18 protein-coding genes are annotated in these 14,753 nt (G+C 60.2%); 6 read left to right on the top strand and 12 right to left on the bottom strand.

What is annotated here, in order from left to right; all coding sequences use genetic code 11:
* Together HU759_RS05640 and HU759_RS05635 are read right to left on the bottom strand one after the other, a co-directional pair.
* A complete protein-coding gene (locus HU759_RS05640) occupies window positions 1–261 on the bottom strand; it encodes a DUF2007 domain-containing protein (RefSeq protein WP_017138212.1) in 261 nt (86 codons plus the stop codon).
* Between the two features lie 12 nt (window positions 262–273).
* Entirely contained in the window at window positions 274–453 is a 180-nt protein-coding gene (locus HU759_RS05635) for a CPXCG motif-containing cysteine-rich protein (RefSeq protein ID WP_017138213.1), read from the bottom strand.
* Between the two features lie 131 nt (window positions 454–584).
* Between HU759_RS05635 and HU759_RS05630 the strand changes: the two genes are divergently transcribed.
* Window positions 585–1,748, top strand: coding sequence for a 1-acyl-sn-glycerol-3-phosphate acyltransferase (locus tag HU759_RS05630; RefSeq protein ID WP_026013785.1), 1,164 nt, complete (start codon window positions 585–587; stop codon window positions 1,746–1,748).
* A gap of 120 nt (window positions 1,749–1,868) precedes the next feature.
* On the opposite strand, the gene HU759_RS05625 is transcribed toward HU759_RS05630, so the two are convergent.
* Entirely contained in the window at window positions 1,869–2,126 is a 258-nt protein-coding gene (locus HU759_RS05625; protein ID WP_017138215.1) for a hypothetical protein, read from the bottom strand.
* 183 nt (window positions 2,127–2,309) lie between these two features.
* Between HU759_RS05625 and HU759_RS05620 the strand changes: the two genes are divergently transcribed.
* Window positions 2,310–2,519 (top strand): hypothetical protein, encoded by a 210-nt coding sequence (locus tag HU759_RS05620; RefSeq protein WP_056859008.1) that lies wholly within the window; start codon window positions 2,310–2,312, stop codon window positions 2,517–2,519.
* 72 nt (window positions 2,520–2,591) lie between these two features.
* Here HU759_RS05620 and HU759_RS05615 read toward each other — a convergent pair whose 3' ends face one another.
* Window positions 2,592–3,176 (bottom strand): YajG family lipoprotein, encoded by a 585-nt coding sequence (locus HU759_RS05615; RefSeq protein WP_017138217.1) that lies wholly within the window; start codon window positions 3,174–3,176, stop codon window positions 2,592–2,594.
* 182 nt (window positions 3,177–3,358) lie between these two features.
* On the opposite strand from HU759_RS05615, the gene HU759_RS05610 reads away from it, so the two are divergent.
* Together HU759_RS05610 and mqo are read left to right on the top strand one after the other, a co-directional pair.
* The gene (locus HU759_RS05610) at window positions 3,359–3,592 is read left to right on the top strand and encodes a hypothetical protein (protein ID WP_017138218.1); all 234 of its coding nucleotides are present in this window, start codon (window positions 3,359–3,361) and stop codon (window positions 3,590–3,592) included.
* 723 nt (window positions 3,593–4,315) lie between these two features.
* Window positions 4,316–5,824, top strand: coding sequence for a malate dehydrogenase (quinone) (gene mqo / locus HU759_RS05605; protein ID WP_138451634.1), 1,509 nt, complete (start codon window positions 4,316–4,318; stop codon window positions 5,822–5,824).
* 92 nt (window positions 5,825–5,916) lie between these two features.
* Here mqo and HU759_RS05600 read toward each other — a convergent pair whose 3' ends face one another.
* From HU759_RS05600 to HU759_RS05585, 4 genes are all read right to left on the bottom strand, one after another.
* Entirely contained in the window at window positions 5,917–6,204 is a 288-nt protein-coding gene (locus HU759_RS05600) for a PA4642 family protein (protein WP_017138220.1), read from the bottom strand.
* Window positions 6,205–6,394: 190 nt separating this feature from the next.
* Window positions 6,395–6,880, bottom strand: coding sequence for a hypothetical protein (locus HU759_RS05595; RefSeq protein WP_017138221.1), 486 nt, complete (start codon window positions 6,878–6,880; stop codon window positions 6,395–6,397).
* 35 nt (window positions 6,881–6,915) lie between these two features.
* Complete coding sequence (locus HU759_RS05590; RefSeq protein WP_170036277.1) at window positions 6,916–7,383, bottom strand: WbuC family cupin fold metalloprotein; 468 nt, start codon at window positions 7,381–7,383, stop codon at window positions 6,916–6,918.
* Between the two features lie 3 nt (window positions 7,384–7,386).
* Window positions 7,387–7,944, bottom strand: a complete 558-nt coding sequence (locus tag HU759_RS05585) for a hypoxanthine-guanine phosphoribosyltransferase (RefSeq protein WP_003216150.1) — start codon at window positions 7,942–7,944, stop codon at window positions 7,387–7,389.
* A gap of 164 nt (window positions 7,945–8,108) precedes the next feature.
* On the opposite strand from HU759_RS05585, the gene upp reads away from it, so the two are divergent.
* Window positions 8,109–8,747, top strand: coding sequence for a uracil phosphoribosyltransferase (upp, locus tag HU759_RS05580; RefSeq protein ID WP_017138223.1), 639 nt, complete (start codon window positions 8,109–8,111; stop codon window positions 8,745–8,747).
* A 2-nt stretch (window positions 8,748–8,749) separates the two neighbouring features.
* Entirely contained in the window at window positions 8,750–10,024 is a 1,275-nt protein-coding gene (locus HU759_RS05575) for a uracil-xanthine permease family protein (protein WP_017138224.1), read from the top strand.
* Window positions 10,025–10,091: 67 nt separating this feature from the next.
* Here the strand turns inward: HU759_RS05575 and hisC are convergent, their stop codons facing one another.
* From hisC to murA, 4 genes are all read right to left on the bottom strand, one after another.
* On the bottom strand, window positions 10,092–11,144 hold the full coding sequence (hisC, locus tag HU759_RS05570) for a histidinol-phosphate transaminase (RefSeq protein ID WP_170036275.1): 1,053 nt from the start codon (window positions 11,142–11,144) through the stop codon (window positions 10,092–10,094).
* A 3-nt stretch (window positions 11,145–11,147) separates the two neighbouring features.
* Entirely contained in the window at window positions 11,148–12,467 is a 1,320-nt protein-coding gene (hisD, locus tag HU759_RS05565) for a histidinol dehydrogenase (protein WP_017138226.1), read from the bottom strand.
* Window positions 12,468–12,594: 127 nt separating this feature from the next.
* Window positions 12,595–13,230: an ATP phosphoribosyltransferase gene (hisG, locus tag HU759_RS05560; RefSeq protein WP_003188599.1), complete on the bottom strand. Its 636-nt coding sequence runs from the start codon at window positions 13,228–13,230 to the stop codon at window positions 12,595–12,597.
* 236 nt (window positions 13,231–13,466) lie between these two features.
* Entirely contained in the window at window positions 13,467–14,732 is a 1,266-nt protein-coding gene (gene murA / locus HU759_RS05555) for a UDP-N-acetylglucosamine 1-carboxyvinyltransferase (RefSeq protein WP_017138227.1), read from the bottom strand.
* Between the last annotated feature and the right edge of the window lie 21 nt (window positions 14,733–14,753).

Genomic DNA, 14,753 nt, shown 5'->3' with positions numbered 1-14,753 from the left:
CTAACAGACCAACACGTCGGGGAAGCTGTCGGGTTCATCGCCGGGCATGGGTTGCGCGCCGTTATAGGCCGTAATCAATTCGCGGGCGTAGGCGGCCTGGTCGTTGTCGACTTCCAGGCCCAACAGGCCGAAGATCGGCAACTCGCCGGTCCCACCGAGCAAATGGCGCCCCACCAGGTGCGCCTCGATGCCTTCACTGGCAAGCATCTGTTGCAGCAGCTCGCCCTCCATCAGGTTTTCCGGTTCGTAGATTCGCTGCATGGGGTGTACCTGTTACTCGTTTTCGCTGCGCACGTTCAGCATCCATTCGTCATCATGCACCTGTAGCTCGAAAGTAATGGGCCGGCAGCACACCGGGCAATCCTCTATATATTGCTGATCGCCTCCCGACAGGTCCAGCAACGCCGTGACCACCTCTCCACAATAAGGACATTCGTACGACTCCTCTTCCATCGCGGTCTCCCAGGTGACTTGTGCGTATAATCGCCGGTCTATTTACAGGGCTATTCACGGCAGAGCCAATATTGCGGCCGCACCCTGATATTTCCTTTACTTACCCTAGCCGTTTCTAACAAGAGAGCATGATGGGCGAATTCGATACCATCCGACCTTACAACGACAGCGAAGTCCCGGCCGTGCTGGCGCGCCTGTTCAGTGACAAGGCCTTTCTGGACATCCTGACTCACTTTCGCTTCCCGCGCTTTGCCGGCGCCCTGGGCTGGCTGCTCAAGCCGATGATCGCCCGCAAACTGCGCCGTGAATTTGCCGGCGTCACCACCGTGGCCACGCTGCAGGACAAAGTCGAGTACTACGTCGATCACACCATAGATCGGGCGACCGACGGCGTGACTTATACCGGCGTCGAGCAGCTCAAGTCCGGCACCGCCTATCTGTTTCTGGCCAACCACCGCGATATCGTGATGGACCCGGCCTTCGTCAACTATGCCGTGTACCACGCCGGCCTGCCGACGCCACGCATCGCCATCGGCGACAACCTGCTGCAAAAGCCGTTTGTCAGCGACCTGATGCGCCTGAACAAGAGCTTTATCGTGCACCGCTCGATCACCGGGCGAAAGGAGAAGATGGCGGCGTATAACCTGCTGTCGGCCTATATCAACCATTCGATCCGCAACGACTGCCAGTCGATCTGGATCGCCCAGGCCGAAGGGCGGGCCAAGGACGGGGATGATCGCACCGAGTCGGCGATCCTCAAGATGTTCCACGTCAGCCGCAAGGACGAGCCGTTTGCAGAGGTGATCCAGTCGCTGAACCTGACGCCGGTGTCGATCAGCTATGAATACGACCCATGCGACAGCGCCAAGGCCCGCGAGCTTTACATCCGCGCCACCACCGGCACCTACAGCAAGGCGCCAGGTGAAGACGATGTGAGCATTGCGCTGGGCATTACCGGCTACAAGGGCCGCGTGCACGTGAACTTCGCACCGCCGATCACCGAACGCTTTGAAGACACCAAACTGTTGGCCGTAGAAATGGACCGCCAGATTCTCGGCGGTTATCGCCTGTTCCCGGTGCATTACCTGGCGTATGCGCAGTGGAGCGACGCCGACCCGCAATTGCAGGTGCCGGCGGCAGCCGAGGTGTTCCCGGCCGATGAGCTGGCCAAGGCCAAAGCGGAGTGGGAACGGCGCTTGAATGAATGCCCGGTGGAACACCGGCCGTACTTGGTGACGCAGTATGCGACGCCGGTGAGGAATCAATACCGGGTCAAGGCCGGGATTCCTCTGTAAATACCAAACCAAAATGTGGGAGCGGGCTTGCCCGCGATGGCGGCGTGTCAGAACCGAATCTATCGACTGGCACACTGCTATCGCGGGCAAGCCAGCTCCCACATTGGTCTTTCGGTGGTTTTAGAGGTGGGTGCTGAGCCAGGACACGGCCAGCGCCAGGCCGAGGCAGGCAAACCCGACGCGGTAAGCCAGGCGATGCGACCGTTCGGTACGCACATCCAGAAACAACATCGGTTGGTCGATCGCGCGGTCTTCGCTTTGGGCGGTCAGGTCGGCCAGCGCTCGCTGCTCGCGCAGGCGGGTAATGAACAGCAGCGCTGCACCCGGGCAGGCCACCAATAAAGCCACAGCATTGATCAGCAGTGCGGGCAGCGCCATCGCAAACCTCGGTAGACGAGTGTCTTGGTATCAATTCAGATACAAACCTGAATGATATTGGCCTCCTGCCGCTGAAACGTTCCGTCCCCCATGTACGGTTAATGTATCCAGTAATTTACAGCGTCACCTGAACGTCACCTTAACAAGCCACTCTGTTGCCCTTCGAACGCTTGGGAGCTTGTCATGCTGCACGCACAAAACCAGGATCGGCTGTACCTGATGGCCCAGAACGATGAACAGGAAGCGCTGGTCGGCGGCCTCGCATTCAACGTCCAGGACCGCCACTGGCTGGTGTATTGCGCGCTCGGCGGGCACCAGCATGCCGACCTGCCGGAGCTGGACCTGCTCACTGGCGTGAGTGTGCTGGACTTTTATGTCGAAACGGCTGCATGAAGGCTACAGGCATAAAAAAACCGGGCTCATTGCTGAGCCCGGCGATGGGGGCGTTGCGCGCCCGCCTGACGGTTACTGCGCGTTGAGAAGCGAACCGATGCTCGGGTCTTTGAACAAGCGCGTCAGGGCATCACTCAACACGTCGCTGACCAGCTTGGTGTTGGTTTCCTGGTTCGGCGACATACCGAAGCGCTGGTTCAGGGACGCGCCGTAGCGGCCACTGTAGCGGCGTGTGCCGGCACTGACGTCGGACTTGAAGGTCGCGCCGATGGAGGCTTCCGTCACATACAGGCCTTCTTTGGGCGACTGGTACTTCAGCTCAGCCAGGGTGATGGTCAACTGCGGCGCGCCCGGCGAGTTGGCCGGGGTGAAGCCCAGCAGGCGCACGGCGGCTTCAGCCTGGGCTTGCAGCTTGGGCAGCACGTCCTGGCCTTGTACAGAAATCAGCGCGGTCTCAGGGTACAGACCACCACGGGAACCCAGGGTTGGCGAAGGACGACCATCTACCACGCGCACCGATACCGGCTGGCCGTGGCCGACAGGCGCCAGTTGCGCCGTGACTTTAGGTTGCGGGCTGAGTTGTTGCGGGCTGTTGGCGCAGCCAACCAGGGTCAAACTGGTCACAGTGATCAAACCGAACAACAGGCGTTGCAACATACTCATTTCTCCAGGACTAGGTGCAAACAGGCCGCCAGTATAACGGCGCATGTGGGCCACTCACCAGCCATCCTGAACGGCAGCTGAAGGCGGGCTGAAATTACAATTTCGCATAATTTCGTCACTCCACTGTCATGGCACACTGGCAACCTTCAAGCATGTAACGTAACAGGTACAAAGCCATGCGCCTTCTTAAATCATTGTTCATGTCCCACCCCCGCCATCGCCACTACGCACGGCTCGATGCCAATGGCCATTGCGTGGCGTTCAAGCAGTGCAGCCTGCCACCCGTGGGCGAGGGCTGGGTGGAAGTCACGGAGACACATCTGGGCTGGATGCACCGCCCACTGCCAATGAACGCCCGAATCAGCCCACGGGTTGCCCACACGCACTCGCGGCACGCACTGGCTTCCTGAACGCCCTAATAAAAGTCACAAAACACGCCCATTTCCCTGGCGTTCTTCGCTACAATCTCCCCCCGATTATAAGGACGTCTCCTGATCGGGCCTCGCAGCATCGTTAATGCCTCGGTATTAACCCCCCAATCGCCCACAGAGAGCCGCCCACACAGATCGAGTGAAGCTGGCGCGCTTGCTGTTTTCTTTGCAAACCACCCCTCTTTACCGAATCTGCCAGAGCTGCCATTGCGCTCGGCCACTTGAGTTGTTTGCCCGTCTTGCCGCGTGTCGGCAGGGGTTTACGGGCCAGGTGCCAGGCTGGGGCAGCCCTTTTTTGAGGTTCACGTCTTCAAAAGAGCGTGAAAAAAACGGGTTTTCACAACTTCACAAGAGTGTGGCGAGCAAATGAATAGTTTGGCGTTTGTACAAGCACCATCAGCGTCTGGAACAGCCCAACCACACAGGACCGAGTACTCCTCAAACACCGGAGCTTGAGCCTGTCCGCTACGGTTTGATTGCACAAATCGCACGCTTTGACCATAAGTCGAATTGCCACAGGCGCCCATGAATGCGTTCATAGGCAGATTAGCCTGGCAGGAAGCGTGTGCTGAAGTTGCAAAGAATTGCGAAACGGACATGGCGATCCTGGCCATGGGTAACCTGGGGCAACACGTGAACCGCCCCGTCACTCCTGGCAGCCATGCCGTCAATTTGGTGCTGCAGATTTTGGAGACGCGTTAAATGGCGCATAACGAAGCAGTCGACGTAGTACTGGTAGGGGCCGGCATCATGAGTGCCACCCTGGCCGTATTGCTCAAAGAGCTCGACCCCGGCCTCAAGCTGGAAGTCGTTGAGCTGATGGATTCGGGTGCCGCGGAGAGTTCCAACCCGTGGAACAACGCCGGCACCGGCCACGCCGGGCTGTGTGAGCTGAACTACACGCCGCAGGCTGGCGACGGCTCCATCGACATCAAGAAAGCCGTGCACATCAACACCCAGTTCGAGGTGTCGAAGCAGTTCTGGGCGTACCTGACCAAAAAGGGCACCTTTGGCTCGTCCAAGTCCTTTATCAGCCCGGTGCCGCACCTGAGCTTCGTGCAAGGCGACAAAGGCGTGTCTTTCCTCAAGAAACGCTTTGAAACCCTCAGCCAGCACCATGCGTTCTCGGACATGCATTACACCGAAGACCGCAATGAGATGGCCGAGTGGATGCCGCTGATGATGCCGGGCCGCCCGCTCGACGAAAAAATCGCGGCCACCCGCGTGATGAACGGCACCGACGTCAATTTCGGCGCCCTGACCAACCAACTGCTGTCGCACCTGACCAGCGCACCGGATGCCCAGGTCAAGTACAGCAAGCGCGTTACCGGCCTCAAGCGCAATGGCGCGGGCTGGACCGTGAGCATCAAGGACGTCAACAGCGGCAACACCCGCGAAGTCGACGCCAAGTTCGTGTTCCTCGGCGCCGGTGGCGCGGCCCTGCCGCTGCTGCAAGCTTCGGGCATCGAAGAAAGCAAAGGCTTCGGCGGCTTCCCGGTCAGTGGCCAGTGGCTGCGTTGCGACAACCCGGAAGTGGTCAAGCACCACCAGGCCAAGGTCTACAGCCAGGCCGCCGTGGGCTCGCCGCCGATGTCCGTGCCGCACCTGGACACCCGCGTGGTCGATGGCCAGAAATCCCTGCTGTTCGGGCCATACGCCGGCTTCACCACCAAGTTCCTCAAGCACGGCTCGTTCCTCGACCTGCCGCTGTCGGTTCGCGCCGGCAATATCGGCCCGATGCTGGCGGTCGCTCGCGACAACATGGACCTGACCAAATACCTGGTCAGCGAAGTGATGCAGTCCATGGAGCAGCGCCTGGAATCACTGCGTCGCTTCTACCCGCAAGCCAAAGCCGAAGACTGGCGCCTGGAAGTGGCCGGACAACGGGTGCAGATCATCAAGAAAGACCCGAAAAAAGGCGGCGTGCTGCAATTTGGCACCGAGCTGGTCGCGGCCAAAGACGGCTCGCTGGCGGCCCTGCTGGGCGCGTCCCCAGGCGCTTCGGTGACGGTTTCGATCATGCTGGAACTGATCGAGCGCTGCTTCCCGGCCAAGGCTGCTGGTGAGTGGGCGGCCAAGCTGCACGAGATCTTCCCGGCGAGGGAAAAAGTGCTGGAGACGGACGCTGAGCTGTATCGCAAGATCAATGCGCAGAACAACATCAGCCTGGAGCTGGTTGCGCAAAGCAACGAGGCTGAAAGCTTCGCTTGAGGTCTTGACGCGGAGCGTCAGTGGAGGCATTCCCACGCGGAGCGTGGGAACGATCAAACGCCCTTCGGGGCGTTTTTTTGTGGCCGGGATAATCAGCCGCGAGCGTTTTCGATCAGCTCGATGTACTCAGGCGCGTTGCGCTGGTCCTTGATCAGCTCGACGAAGGTCTTGCCGTGCTCGTCCTTACCATCCAGGTCCAGGCCAGCTTCCTTGAAAAAGCCCAGGAAGCGCTCGAAGTCGTCGATACGCAGGCCACGGTAGGCCTTGATCAGCTTGTGCAGGGACGGTGAAGTCGCGTCGACTGGCTCAAAATCCAGGAACAACTTGATCTGGTCGTCGCCGATCTCGTCACCAATCACCTGTTTCTTATCTTTACGCATTACCGACTCCAGCCTGCAGACATTTACACGGGATTGGGAGTCTACCTGCCAGACACCACCTTCGAAAACAACCAAACACTCATGTGGGAGCCGGCTTGCCTGCGATAGCGGTGCATCAGTGACAGTTGGGCCAACTGACCCGCCGCCATCGCAGGCAAGCCAGCTCCCACATTGACTGCATTCGGCTTAATTACTTTGCGCGTACGGCCCCTGTGTGCAGATCCGCCCAGATATGCCCATTGGTATAACTGAGGAACTGCACATACACCGTGTCATTGCGCAGCAGGTCGACAATCACTCGATATTGCGCCATTGGGTAAGACAGGGTCAGGGTTTTGCTGGCGTCATCGAACATCGGCTTTTTCAGGCTTTTGCTTTCGGCATCAAAATTGAGCACCACCTGACTGATCGTCGCGCCCTTGTTCAGGGATTTCCCCTTGAGGCGGATCATCAACGGCGAGGTCACCGGAATTGGCTGTTGCGTCGACTGCCGCTGGTTACCCACCACCACCGCATATTCGGTAACTTGCAGCAGTTGCTGCTGATCGGGCGTTTGCGCACGCAGGGTCAGGTCATCGGGCGGCAGGAACTGGCTGTGCATCGGCGCGGGCGCGGCAGCCAGTGGCAAACTGAGAGTCAACGCCAGGGCGGCGCAGGTGCGTGTCAACAGGCTCATGGGCCGCTCCGTAGAAGAAGGCCGAGCACTGTAGCTCAATCGAACTGGGCGAGCATCCAGCGTTGATACTCGGCCACACCGGCATCGCCTTCGCGGGGCGCCCAGTCGGGTGACTCGCCCTCGCCTATCGGGCGATACGGCCCGGCCTTGCATTCAAACATCACACTGTCAGGCTCCAGCACCACCAGGCCATGAAACACACCTGGCGGCAGATCGACGCCTGCACACTCACCGCCCGCCTGCAGAATGCGCTTGGCAATCACCTCGCCGGTATCGCTGAACACCAGTAAGCCGAGGCTGCCCTTGAGCACCAACAGGGTTTCCGCCTTGTCGGCACGCAGGTGCCGATGCGGCGGCACATAGGTGTCGGGTTGCAGGCCAACGGCCAGGCGATGGCAAGGTTCTTCCATCTGATGGAAGTTGTGATGGTGCCGGCCACGGGGGCTGGCGGCCGCTTTCTCGGCCAATTCAGCAAACAGCGTCTGATCAAGAAAGCGCACCATGGTTTACATCCCTTTAACCGCGTAGATGCCATTGGCGTTACGCCAGTAGCCTTTGTAGTCCATGCCGTAGCCGAAGATGTAGCGGTCAATGCACGGCAGGCCGACGTAATCGGCTTTGAGGTCCGGACGGGCTTTGCGGTCGTGGTCTTTGTCGATCAGTACGGCGGTGTGCACTTTGCGCGCGCCGGCATGTTTGCAGAAGTCGATGATCGCGCCCAGGGTGTGACCTTCATCGAGGATGTCGTCGATGATCAGCACGTCGCGGTCGATGAACGACACTTCCGGCTTGGCTTTCCAGAACAGGTCGCCGCCGCTGGTCTCGTTGCGATAACGGGTGGCGTGCAGGTAGGAGGCTTCCAGCGGGAATTGCAGATGAGTCAGCAATTTGCCGGCGAAAATCAGGCCGCCGTTCATCACGCAGAAGACCACCGGGTTGGTGTCGGCCATTTCGCGGCTGATGTGTGCGCCGACCTTGGCGATCGCTTCTTCGACTTGCGCTTCGGTGTACAGGCAGTCAGCCTCGCGCATGATTTGACGGATATGCTCGAGATCAGCGGACATGGCGCTCTCCAAGGGGGTGCTGTGGCAAGAAAAGCGGGCAAAGGTACGCATGTGAGGCGCAACGATCAAGCCTTAATGGACTAACGTACTAGATGTCTATAGGACAACACCCTCGGATAGATTAATCTAGGCCGGTTTTTTTGCCCGCCGCCGGAGCCTTTCCCATGCCCACTCGCGAGATCCGCCACCCGCTGATCCGACACAAACTCGGCCTTATGCGCCGTGCCGACATTAGCACGAAGAATTTCCGTGAGCTTGCTCAGGAAGTCGGAGCGCTGCTGACTTATGAAGCGACCAAGGATTTGCCGCTGGAAACCTACGAGATCCCCGGTTGGGCCGGTCCCGTACAAGTGGAGAAAATCGCCGGTAAGAAAATCACCGTAGTGCCTATCCTGCGCGCCGGTATCGGCATGCTCGAAGGCGTGCTCAGCCTGATCCCGGGCGCCAAAGTCAGCGCCGTGGGCGTGGCTCGTAATGAAGAAACCTTGCAGGCGCACACCTACCTGGAAAAACTCGTCCCGGAAATCAACGAACGCCTGGCAATGATCATCGACCCGATGCTCGCCACCGGCAGCTCCATGGTTGCCACCATCGACCTGCTGAAAAAAGCTGGCTGCAAGGACATCCGCGCCATGGTGCTGGTAGCTGCCCCTGAAGGCATCGCTGCCGTCGAAAAGGCTCACCCGGACGTGCAGATCTACACCGCCTCCATCGACGAGCGCTTGAACGAACACGGCTACATCATCCCAGGCCTGGGCGATGCCGGTGACAAGATCTTCGGCACCAAGCAGAAGGACGCGTGAGCATGCAGGATGAATTCAACGACCCGCTTTGGCGCCAGATCCTGTCTGGCGCACAAATGCTGTTTGTAGCATTTGGCGCGCTGGTGTTGATGCCACTGATCACAGGTCTTGATCCAAACGTCGCACTGTTCACCGCAGGCCTGGGCACGCTGCTGTTCCAGGTGGTGACAGGGCGGCAGGTGCCGGTATTCCTGGCATCGAGCTTTGCGTTTATCACCCCGATCATTCTCGCCAAAGGCCAGTTCGGCCTCGCGGCGACCATGGGCGGGGTGATGGCGGCCGGTTTCGTTTATACCTTCCTGGGCCTGGCTGTTAAGGTCAAAGGCACGGGCTTCATCGACCGCCTGCTGCCGCCGGTGGTGATTGGCCCGGTGATCATTTCCATCGGTCTGGCCATGGCGCCGATTGCCGCCAATATGGCAATGGGCAAAGCCGGCGATGGCAGCGAGCTGATCCATTACCAGACGGCGATGCTGATTTCGATGCCGGCGCTGCTGACCACCTTGATCGTCGCGGTATTCGGCAAAGGCATTTTCCGCCTGGTGCCGATTATCTCCGGCGTGCTGGTCGGCTTTGCCATGTCGTTCTACTTTGGTGTGGTCGACACCGCGAAAATCGCCGCCGCGCCGTGGTTCGCCCTGCCCCATTTCACCGCGCCGGAGTTCAACTGGCAGGCCATCCTGTTTATCGTCCCGGTGGCCCTGGCCCCGGCGATCGAACATATCGGCGGTGTGATTGCGGTGGGCAGCGTGACCGGTCGCGATTACCTGAAGAAGCCCGGCCTGCACCGCACCCTGCTGGGTGACGGGATTGCCACCACCGCTGCCGGCCTGTTCGGCGGCCCGCCAAACACCACTTACGCCGAAGTGACGGGCGCAGTGATGCTGACCAAGAACTACAACCCGAAAATCATGACCTGGGCGGCAGTGTTTGCCATCAGCCTGGCGTTTATCGGCAAGTTCGGCGCGTTGCTGCAAAGCATCCCGGTACCGGTGATGGGCGGGATTCTGTGCCTGCTGTTCGGCTCGATTGCGGCGGTTGGCATGAACACGTTGATCCGCCACAAGATCGACCTGGGTGAGGCGCGCAATCTGGTGATTGTGTCGGTGACTTTGGTGTTCGGGATTGGCGGTGTGCTGGTCGGCACCGGCACTGGCCCGGATGATTTCGGCCTCAAGGGCATCGCCCTGTGTGCGGTGGTAGCGATTGGTTTGAACCTGCTGCTGCCGGGCAATGATGGCTGGAAGAACAAGAAGCCGGATGAGCCGTTGATCTAACTGGCTCAACGCAAAAAAAAGTGGGAGCTGGCTTGCCAGCTCCCACTTTTTTTATCTTCAGTGTGGCTTAGAGCTCGCCGAGGCCATCGATCAGCGCCTGGTTCTGCTCCGGCGTACCGATGCTGATCCGCAGGAACTGGGCAATCCGCTCCTGCTTGAAGTGCCGCACGATCACGCCTTGCTCACGCAGCTTTGCGGCCAAACCCGCGGCATCGTGCCGTGGGTGACGGGCAAAGATGAAGTTGGCCGCTGAAGGCAACACTTCAAAACCCTTGCCTTGCAACTGCGCGACCACCGTGTTGCGGCTGTCGATCACCCGCTTGCACGTTTTCTCGAAGTACTCACGGTCTTCAAACGCCGCCGCCGCGCCGACAATCGCCAGGCGATCCAGCGGGTAGGAGTTGAAGCTGTTTTTGACCCGCTCCAGCGCCTCGATCAGGTCCGGGTGGCCCACGGCCAGGCCTACACGCAAACCGGCCAGTGAGCGCGATTTGGACAGGGTCTGGGTCACCAGCAGGTTCGGGTAGCGATCCACCAGGCTGATGGCGGTTTCACCGCCGAAGTCGATATAGGCTTCATCGACCACCACCACCGAATCCGGGCTGGCCTTGAGGATCTGCTCCACTGCATCCAGCGCCAGCACGCAGCCAGTCGGCGCGTTCGGGTTGGGGAAGATGATCCCGCCGTTGGGCTTGGCGTAGTCGGCCACGCGGATCTGGAATTGCTCGTCCAGCGGCACCGGGGCGGACTTGATGCCATACAGGCCGCAGTACACCGGGTAGAAGCTGTAGCTGATGTCCGGGAACAGCAGCGGCAAGTCGTGCTGGAACAGGCCGTGGAAGATGTGCGCCAGCACTTCGTCGGAACCGTTGCCGAGGAACACCTTGCTGGCGTCGACCGCGTAATACTTGGCCACGGCCTGCTTGAGCAGGTCGCTGTTGGGGTCCGGGTACAGGCGCAAATTGTCGTTCAACTCGGCCTGCATCGCGGCCAGCGCCTTGGGCGAAGGGCCGTAGGGGTTTTCATTGGTGTTGAGCTTGACCAGTTTGGTCAGCTTCGGTTGTTCGCCGGGTACGTAAGGCACGAGGTCCTTGACGAAGGGGCTCCAGAATTTGCTCATGCCTCATTTCCCCTCTTCAAGGATGCGATATTCGGCGCTACGCGCGTGAGCGCTCAGCGATTCACCACGGGCCAGCACCGAGGCAGTCTTGCCCAGTTCGGAGGCGCCTTGTGGCGAGCAGAAGATAATCGACGAGCGCTTCTGGAAGTCATACACCCCCAGCGGCGACGAGAACCGCGCGGTGCCGGACGTCGGCAGCACGTGGTTGGGGCCGGCGCAGTAGTCGCCCAGGGCTTCGCTGGTGTGACGGCCCATGAAGATCGCACCGGCGTGGCGGATCAACGGCAGCCAGGCCTGTGGGTCGGCTACGGACAACTCCAAGTGCTCTGGCGCAATGCGGTTGGCCACTTCGATGGCCTGTTCCATGTCACGCACCAGAATCAGCGCACCACGGCCATTGATCGACTTCTCGATGATCTCGGCGCGCTCCATGGTCGGCAGCAGTTTGTTGATGCTGGCGGCGACTTTGTCGAGGAACTCGGCGTCCGGGCTGACCAGAATCGCCTGGGCGTCTTCGTCGTGCTCGGCCTGGGAAAACAGGTCCATGGCGATCCAGTCCGGGTCGGTCTGGCCATCACACACCACGAGAATTTCCGAAGGGCCGGCGATCATGTCGATACCGACCTGGCCAAACACGTGGCGCTTGGCGGTGGCGACATAGATGTTGCCGGGGCCAACCACCTTGTCGACCTTCGGCACGCTTTCGGTGCCGTAGGCCAGGGCTGCAACAGCTTGCGCACCACCAATGGTGAACACGCGGTCGACACCGGCGATGCAGGCAGCGGCCAGCACCAGCTCGTTGATTTCACCACGCGGGGTCGGCACCACCATGACCACTTCGGTCACGCCCGCCACTTTGGCCGGAATCGCGTTCATCAGTACCGATGACGGATACGAGGCCTTGCCGCCGGGCACGTACAGACCGGCGCGGTCCAGCGGCGTGACTTTTTGGCCCAGCACGGTGCCGTCGGCTTCGGTGTAGCTCCAGGAATCCTGTTTCTGTTTTTCGTGGTAGCTGCGCACCCGCGCCGCCGCCACTTCCAGGGCTTCGCGCTGGGGTGCAGTGATGCGTGTCAGCGCCAGCTCCAAGCGTTCACGGGGCAGGATCAGGTCGGCCATGGACTTCACGTCCAGGCCATCGAACTGACGGGTGAAATCCACCAGCGCCGCATCACCGCGCTCGCGCACGGCCTTGATGATGTCGAGCACTCGCTGGTTGACCGAGTCGTCAGACACGCTTTCCCAGCTCAGCAGATGATCCAGATGATGGGCGAAATCCGGGTCGGCAGCGTTGAGTCGGGCAATTGCAGTGGACGTGGTCATAGCGAGGGCCTCAATAGAATTGGCAAAAACTCAGGCGCCCTAAACTAGCAGTCATTTCCGCTTGGGCACCTGAGAATTCTGGCTATGAGGCGGATAGACGGGCGCGGCCTAAGGCCGCGCGGGTGAGTCAACCGCGGTGTCGAGACTCCACTGCCTTGCGCAGGGTGTCGATCAACGCCTGGATACGGGCATGTTGCATCTTCATCGAAGCTTTGTTGACGATCAGGCGGGAGCTGATGTCGGCAATGAAGTCCTGGGGTTCGAGGCCGTTGGCGCGCAGGGTGTTGCCGGTGTCGACCACGTCGATGATCTTGTCAGCCAGGCCGATCAGCGGCGCCAGCTCCATCGAGCCGTAGAGCTTGATAATGTCGACCTGACGGCCTTGCTCGGCGTAGTAGCGCTTGGCGACGTTGACGAACTTGGTGGCCACGCGCAGGCGGCCTTTAGGCTCAACGTCACCGACACGGCCGGCGGTCATCAGCTTGCACAGCGCAATACGCAGGTCCAACGGCTCGTAAAGGCCCTGGCCACCGTATTCCATCAGCACATCTTTACCCGCAACACCGAGGTCGGCGGCGCCATGCTCAACGTAGGTCGGCACGTCGGTAGCCCGCACGATCAGCAGGCGCACATCGTCCTGGGTCGTGGGGATGATCAGCTTGCGGCTCTTGTCCGGATTCTCGGTTGGCACGATGCCCGCTTCAGCCAGAAGCGGCAAAGTGTCGTCAAGGATGCGGCCCTTGGACAGTGCGATGGTCAACATGGGAAACGTCAGTCCTTCATCAGGCTATTGCTGCCCGGTCGCAAACGGCGCCAGACACAGATCGAGGCCATTACAGCCTCGATTTGAAACAAATTCAGCTAACAGCAAACACAGACCTGTGGCGAGGGAGCTTGCTCCCGTTGGGTCGCGAAGCGGCCCCCAAGAACGGGACTGCTGCGCAGTCCAGCGGGAGCAAGCTCCCTCGCCACAGGTGACGGTGTTTACAGTTCCAGGAGCTAGCCCGGTACGCGGCGGATTTTAGCGCCGAGCATCTGCAGCTTTTCTTCGATGCACTCGTAACCACGGTCGATGTGGTAGATGCGGTCGATCAAGGTGTCGCCGTCGGCGCACAACGCCGAAATCACCAGGCTGGCCGAGGCACGCAGGTCGGTCGCCATCACTGGCGCGCCCTTGAGCTTGTCGATGCCGGTAACGATGGCGGTGTTGCCTTCGACCTGGATCTTGGCGCCCATGCGGTGCAGTTCATACACGTGCATGAAGCGGTTTTCGAAGATGGTCTCGATCACGGCGCCTGTGCCTTCGGCAATCGCGTTCAAGGAAATGAACTGCGCCTGCATGTCGGTCGGGAACGCCGGGTAAGGAGCCGTACGCACGTTTACGGCTTTTGGCCGCTTGCCGTGCATGTTCAGCTCGATCCAGTCCTCACCGGTAGTGATTTCAGCACCGGCTTCCTTGAGTTTTTCCAGCACGGCTTCCAGGATGGTCGGATCGGTGTCCTTGACCTTGACGCGGCCACCGGTAACGGCAGCGGCAACCAGGTAGGTGCCGGTCTCGATACGGTCCGGCATCACTTTGTAGGTGGCCGAGTGCAGACGCTTCACACCGTCGATAGTGATGGTGTCGGTGCCGGCGCCGGTGATGTTGGCACCCATGGCGATCAGGAAGTTGGCCAGGTCGACTACTTCAGGCTCGCGCGCTGCGTTTTGCAGCACACTGCGACCGTTCGCCAGGGCGGCAGCCATCATGATGTTCTCGGTACCGGTAACGCTGACGGTATCAAAGAAGAAGTTGGCACCGCGCAAACCGCCTTCCGGCGCCTTGGCCTTGATGTAGCCGCCTTCGACGTCGATGACCGCGCCCATGGCTTCAAGGCCACGGATGTGCAGGTCGACAGGACGCGAACCAATCGCGCAACCGCCAGGCAGTGCTACTTCAGCTTCGCCAAAACGGGCAACCATCGGGCCCAGCACCAGGATCGAGGCACGCATGGTTTTCACCAGTTCGTACGGCGCGATCAGGGTCTTGATGGTGCGCGGGTCGATTTCGACAGACAGCTTCTCGTCGATCACCGGCTCAATACCCATGCGACCGAACAGCTCGATCATGGTGGTAATGTCGTGCAGGTGCGGCAGGTTGGCCACAGTTACCGGGCCATCGCACAGCAGGGTCGCTGCCAGGATCGGCAAGGCGGAGTTTTTTGCACCGGAAATGCGGATCTCGCCATCGAGGCGGGCACCACCGGTAATAATCAATTTATCCATAAGAATCTCGACGCCTTGGGG

Source organism: Pseudomonas sp. OE 28.3, assembly GCF_014268205.2.
Lineage (GTDB): Bacteria > Pseudomonadota > Gammaproteobacteria > Pseudomonadales > Pseudomonadaceae > Aquipseudomonas > Aquipseudomonas edaphica.
This window is presented reverse-complemented; position numbering and strand designations above follow the sequence as displayed.

Excerpts from the sequence above, each read along its gene's own strand:
- HU759_RS05620 (WP_056859008.1), top strand. The coding sequence starts at position 2,310 with ATGCTGCACGCACAAAACCAGGATCGGCTGTACCTGATGGCCCAGAAC.
- hisG (WP_003188599.1), bottom strand. The coding sequence starts at position 13,230 with ATGTTGACCATCGCACTGTCCAAGGGCCGCATCCTTGACGACACTTTG.
- hisC (WP_170036275.1), bottom strand. The coding sequence starts at position 11,144 with ATGAGCAAATTCTGGAGCCCCTTCGTCAAGGACCTCGTGCCTTACGTA.
- mqo (WP_138451634.1), top strand. The coding sequence starts at position 4,316 with ATGGCGCATAACGAAGCAGTCGACGTAGTACTGGTAGGGGCCGGCATC.
- upp (WP_017138223.1), top strand. The coding sequence starts at position 8,109 with ATGCCCACTCGCGAGATCCGCCACCCGCTGATCCGACACAAACTCGGC.
- HU759_RS05585 (WP_003216150.1), bottom strand. The coding sequence starts at position 7,944 with ATGTCCGCTGATCTCGAGCATATCCGTCAAATCATGCGCGAGGCTGAC.
- murA (WP_017138227.1), bottom strand. The coding sequence starts at position 14,732 with ATGGATAAATTGATTATTACCGGTGGTGCCCGCCTCGATGGCGAGATC.
- HU759_RS05630 (WP_026013785.1), top strand. The coding sequence starts at position 585 with ATGGGCGAATTCGATACCATCCGACCTTACAACGACAGCGAAGTCCCG.
- HU759_RS05625 (WP_017138215.1), bottom strand. The coding sequence starts at position 2,126 with ATGGCGCTGCCCGCACTGCTGATCAATGCTGTGGCTTTATTGGTGGCC.
- HU759_RS05635 (WP_017138213.1), bottom strand. The coding sequence starts at position 453 with ATGGAAGAGGAGTCGTACGAATGTCCTTATTGTGGAGAGGTGGTCACG.
- HU759_RS05595 (WP_017138221.1), bottom strand. The coding sequence starts at position 6,880 with ATGAGCCTGTTGACACGCACCTGCGCCGCCCTGGCGTTGACTCTCAGT.
- HU759_RS05575 (WP_017138224.1), top strand. The coding sequence starts at position 8,750 with ATGCAGGATGAATTCAACGACCCGCTTTGGCGCCAGATCCTGTCTGGC.
- hisD (WP_017138226.1), bottom strand. The coding sequence starts at position 12,467 with ATGACCACGTCCACTGCAATTGCCCGACTCAACGCTGCCGACCCGGAT.
- HU759_RS05640 (WP_017138212.1), bottom strand. The coding sequence starts at position 261 with ATGCAGCGAATCTACGAACCGGAAAACCTGATGGAGGGCGAGCTGCTG.
- HU759_RS05590 (WP_170036277.1), bottom strand. The coding sequence starts at position 7,383 with ATGGTGCGCTTTCTTGATCAGACGCTGTTTGCTGAATTGGCCGAGAAA.
- HU759_RS05600 (WP_017138220.1), bottom strand. The coding sequence starts at position 6,204 with ATGCGTAAAGATAAGAAACAGGTGATTGGTGACGAGATCGGCGACGAC.
- HU759_RS05610 (WP_017138218.1), top strand. The coding sequence starts at position 3,359 with ATGCGCCTTCTTAAATCATTGTTCATGTCCCACCCCCGCCATCGCCAC.
- HU759_RS05615 (WP_017138217.1), bottom strand. The coding sequence starts at position 3,176 with ATGTTGCAACGCCTGTTGTTCGGTTTGATCACTGTGACCAGTTTGACC.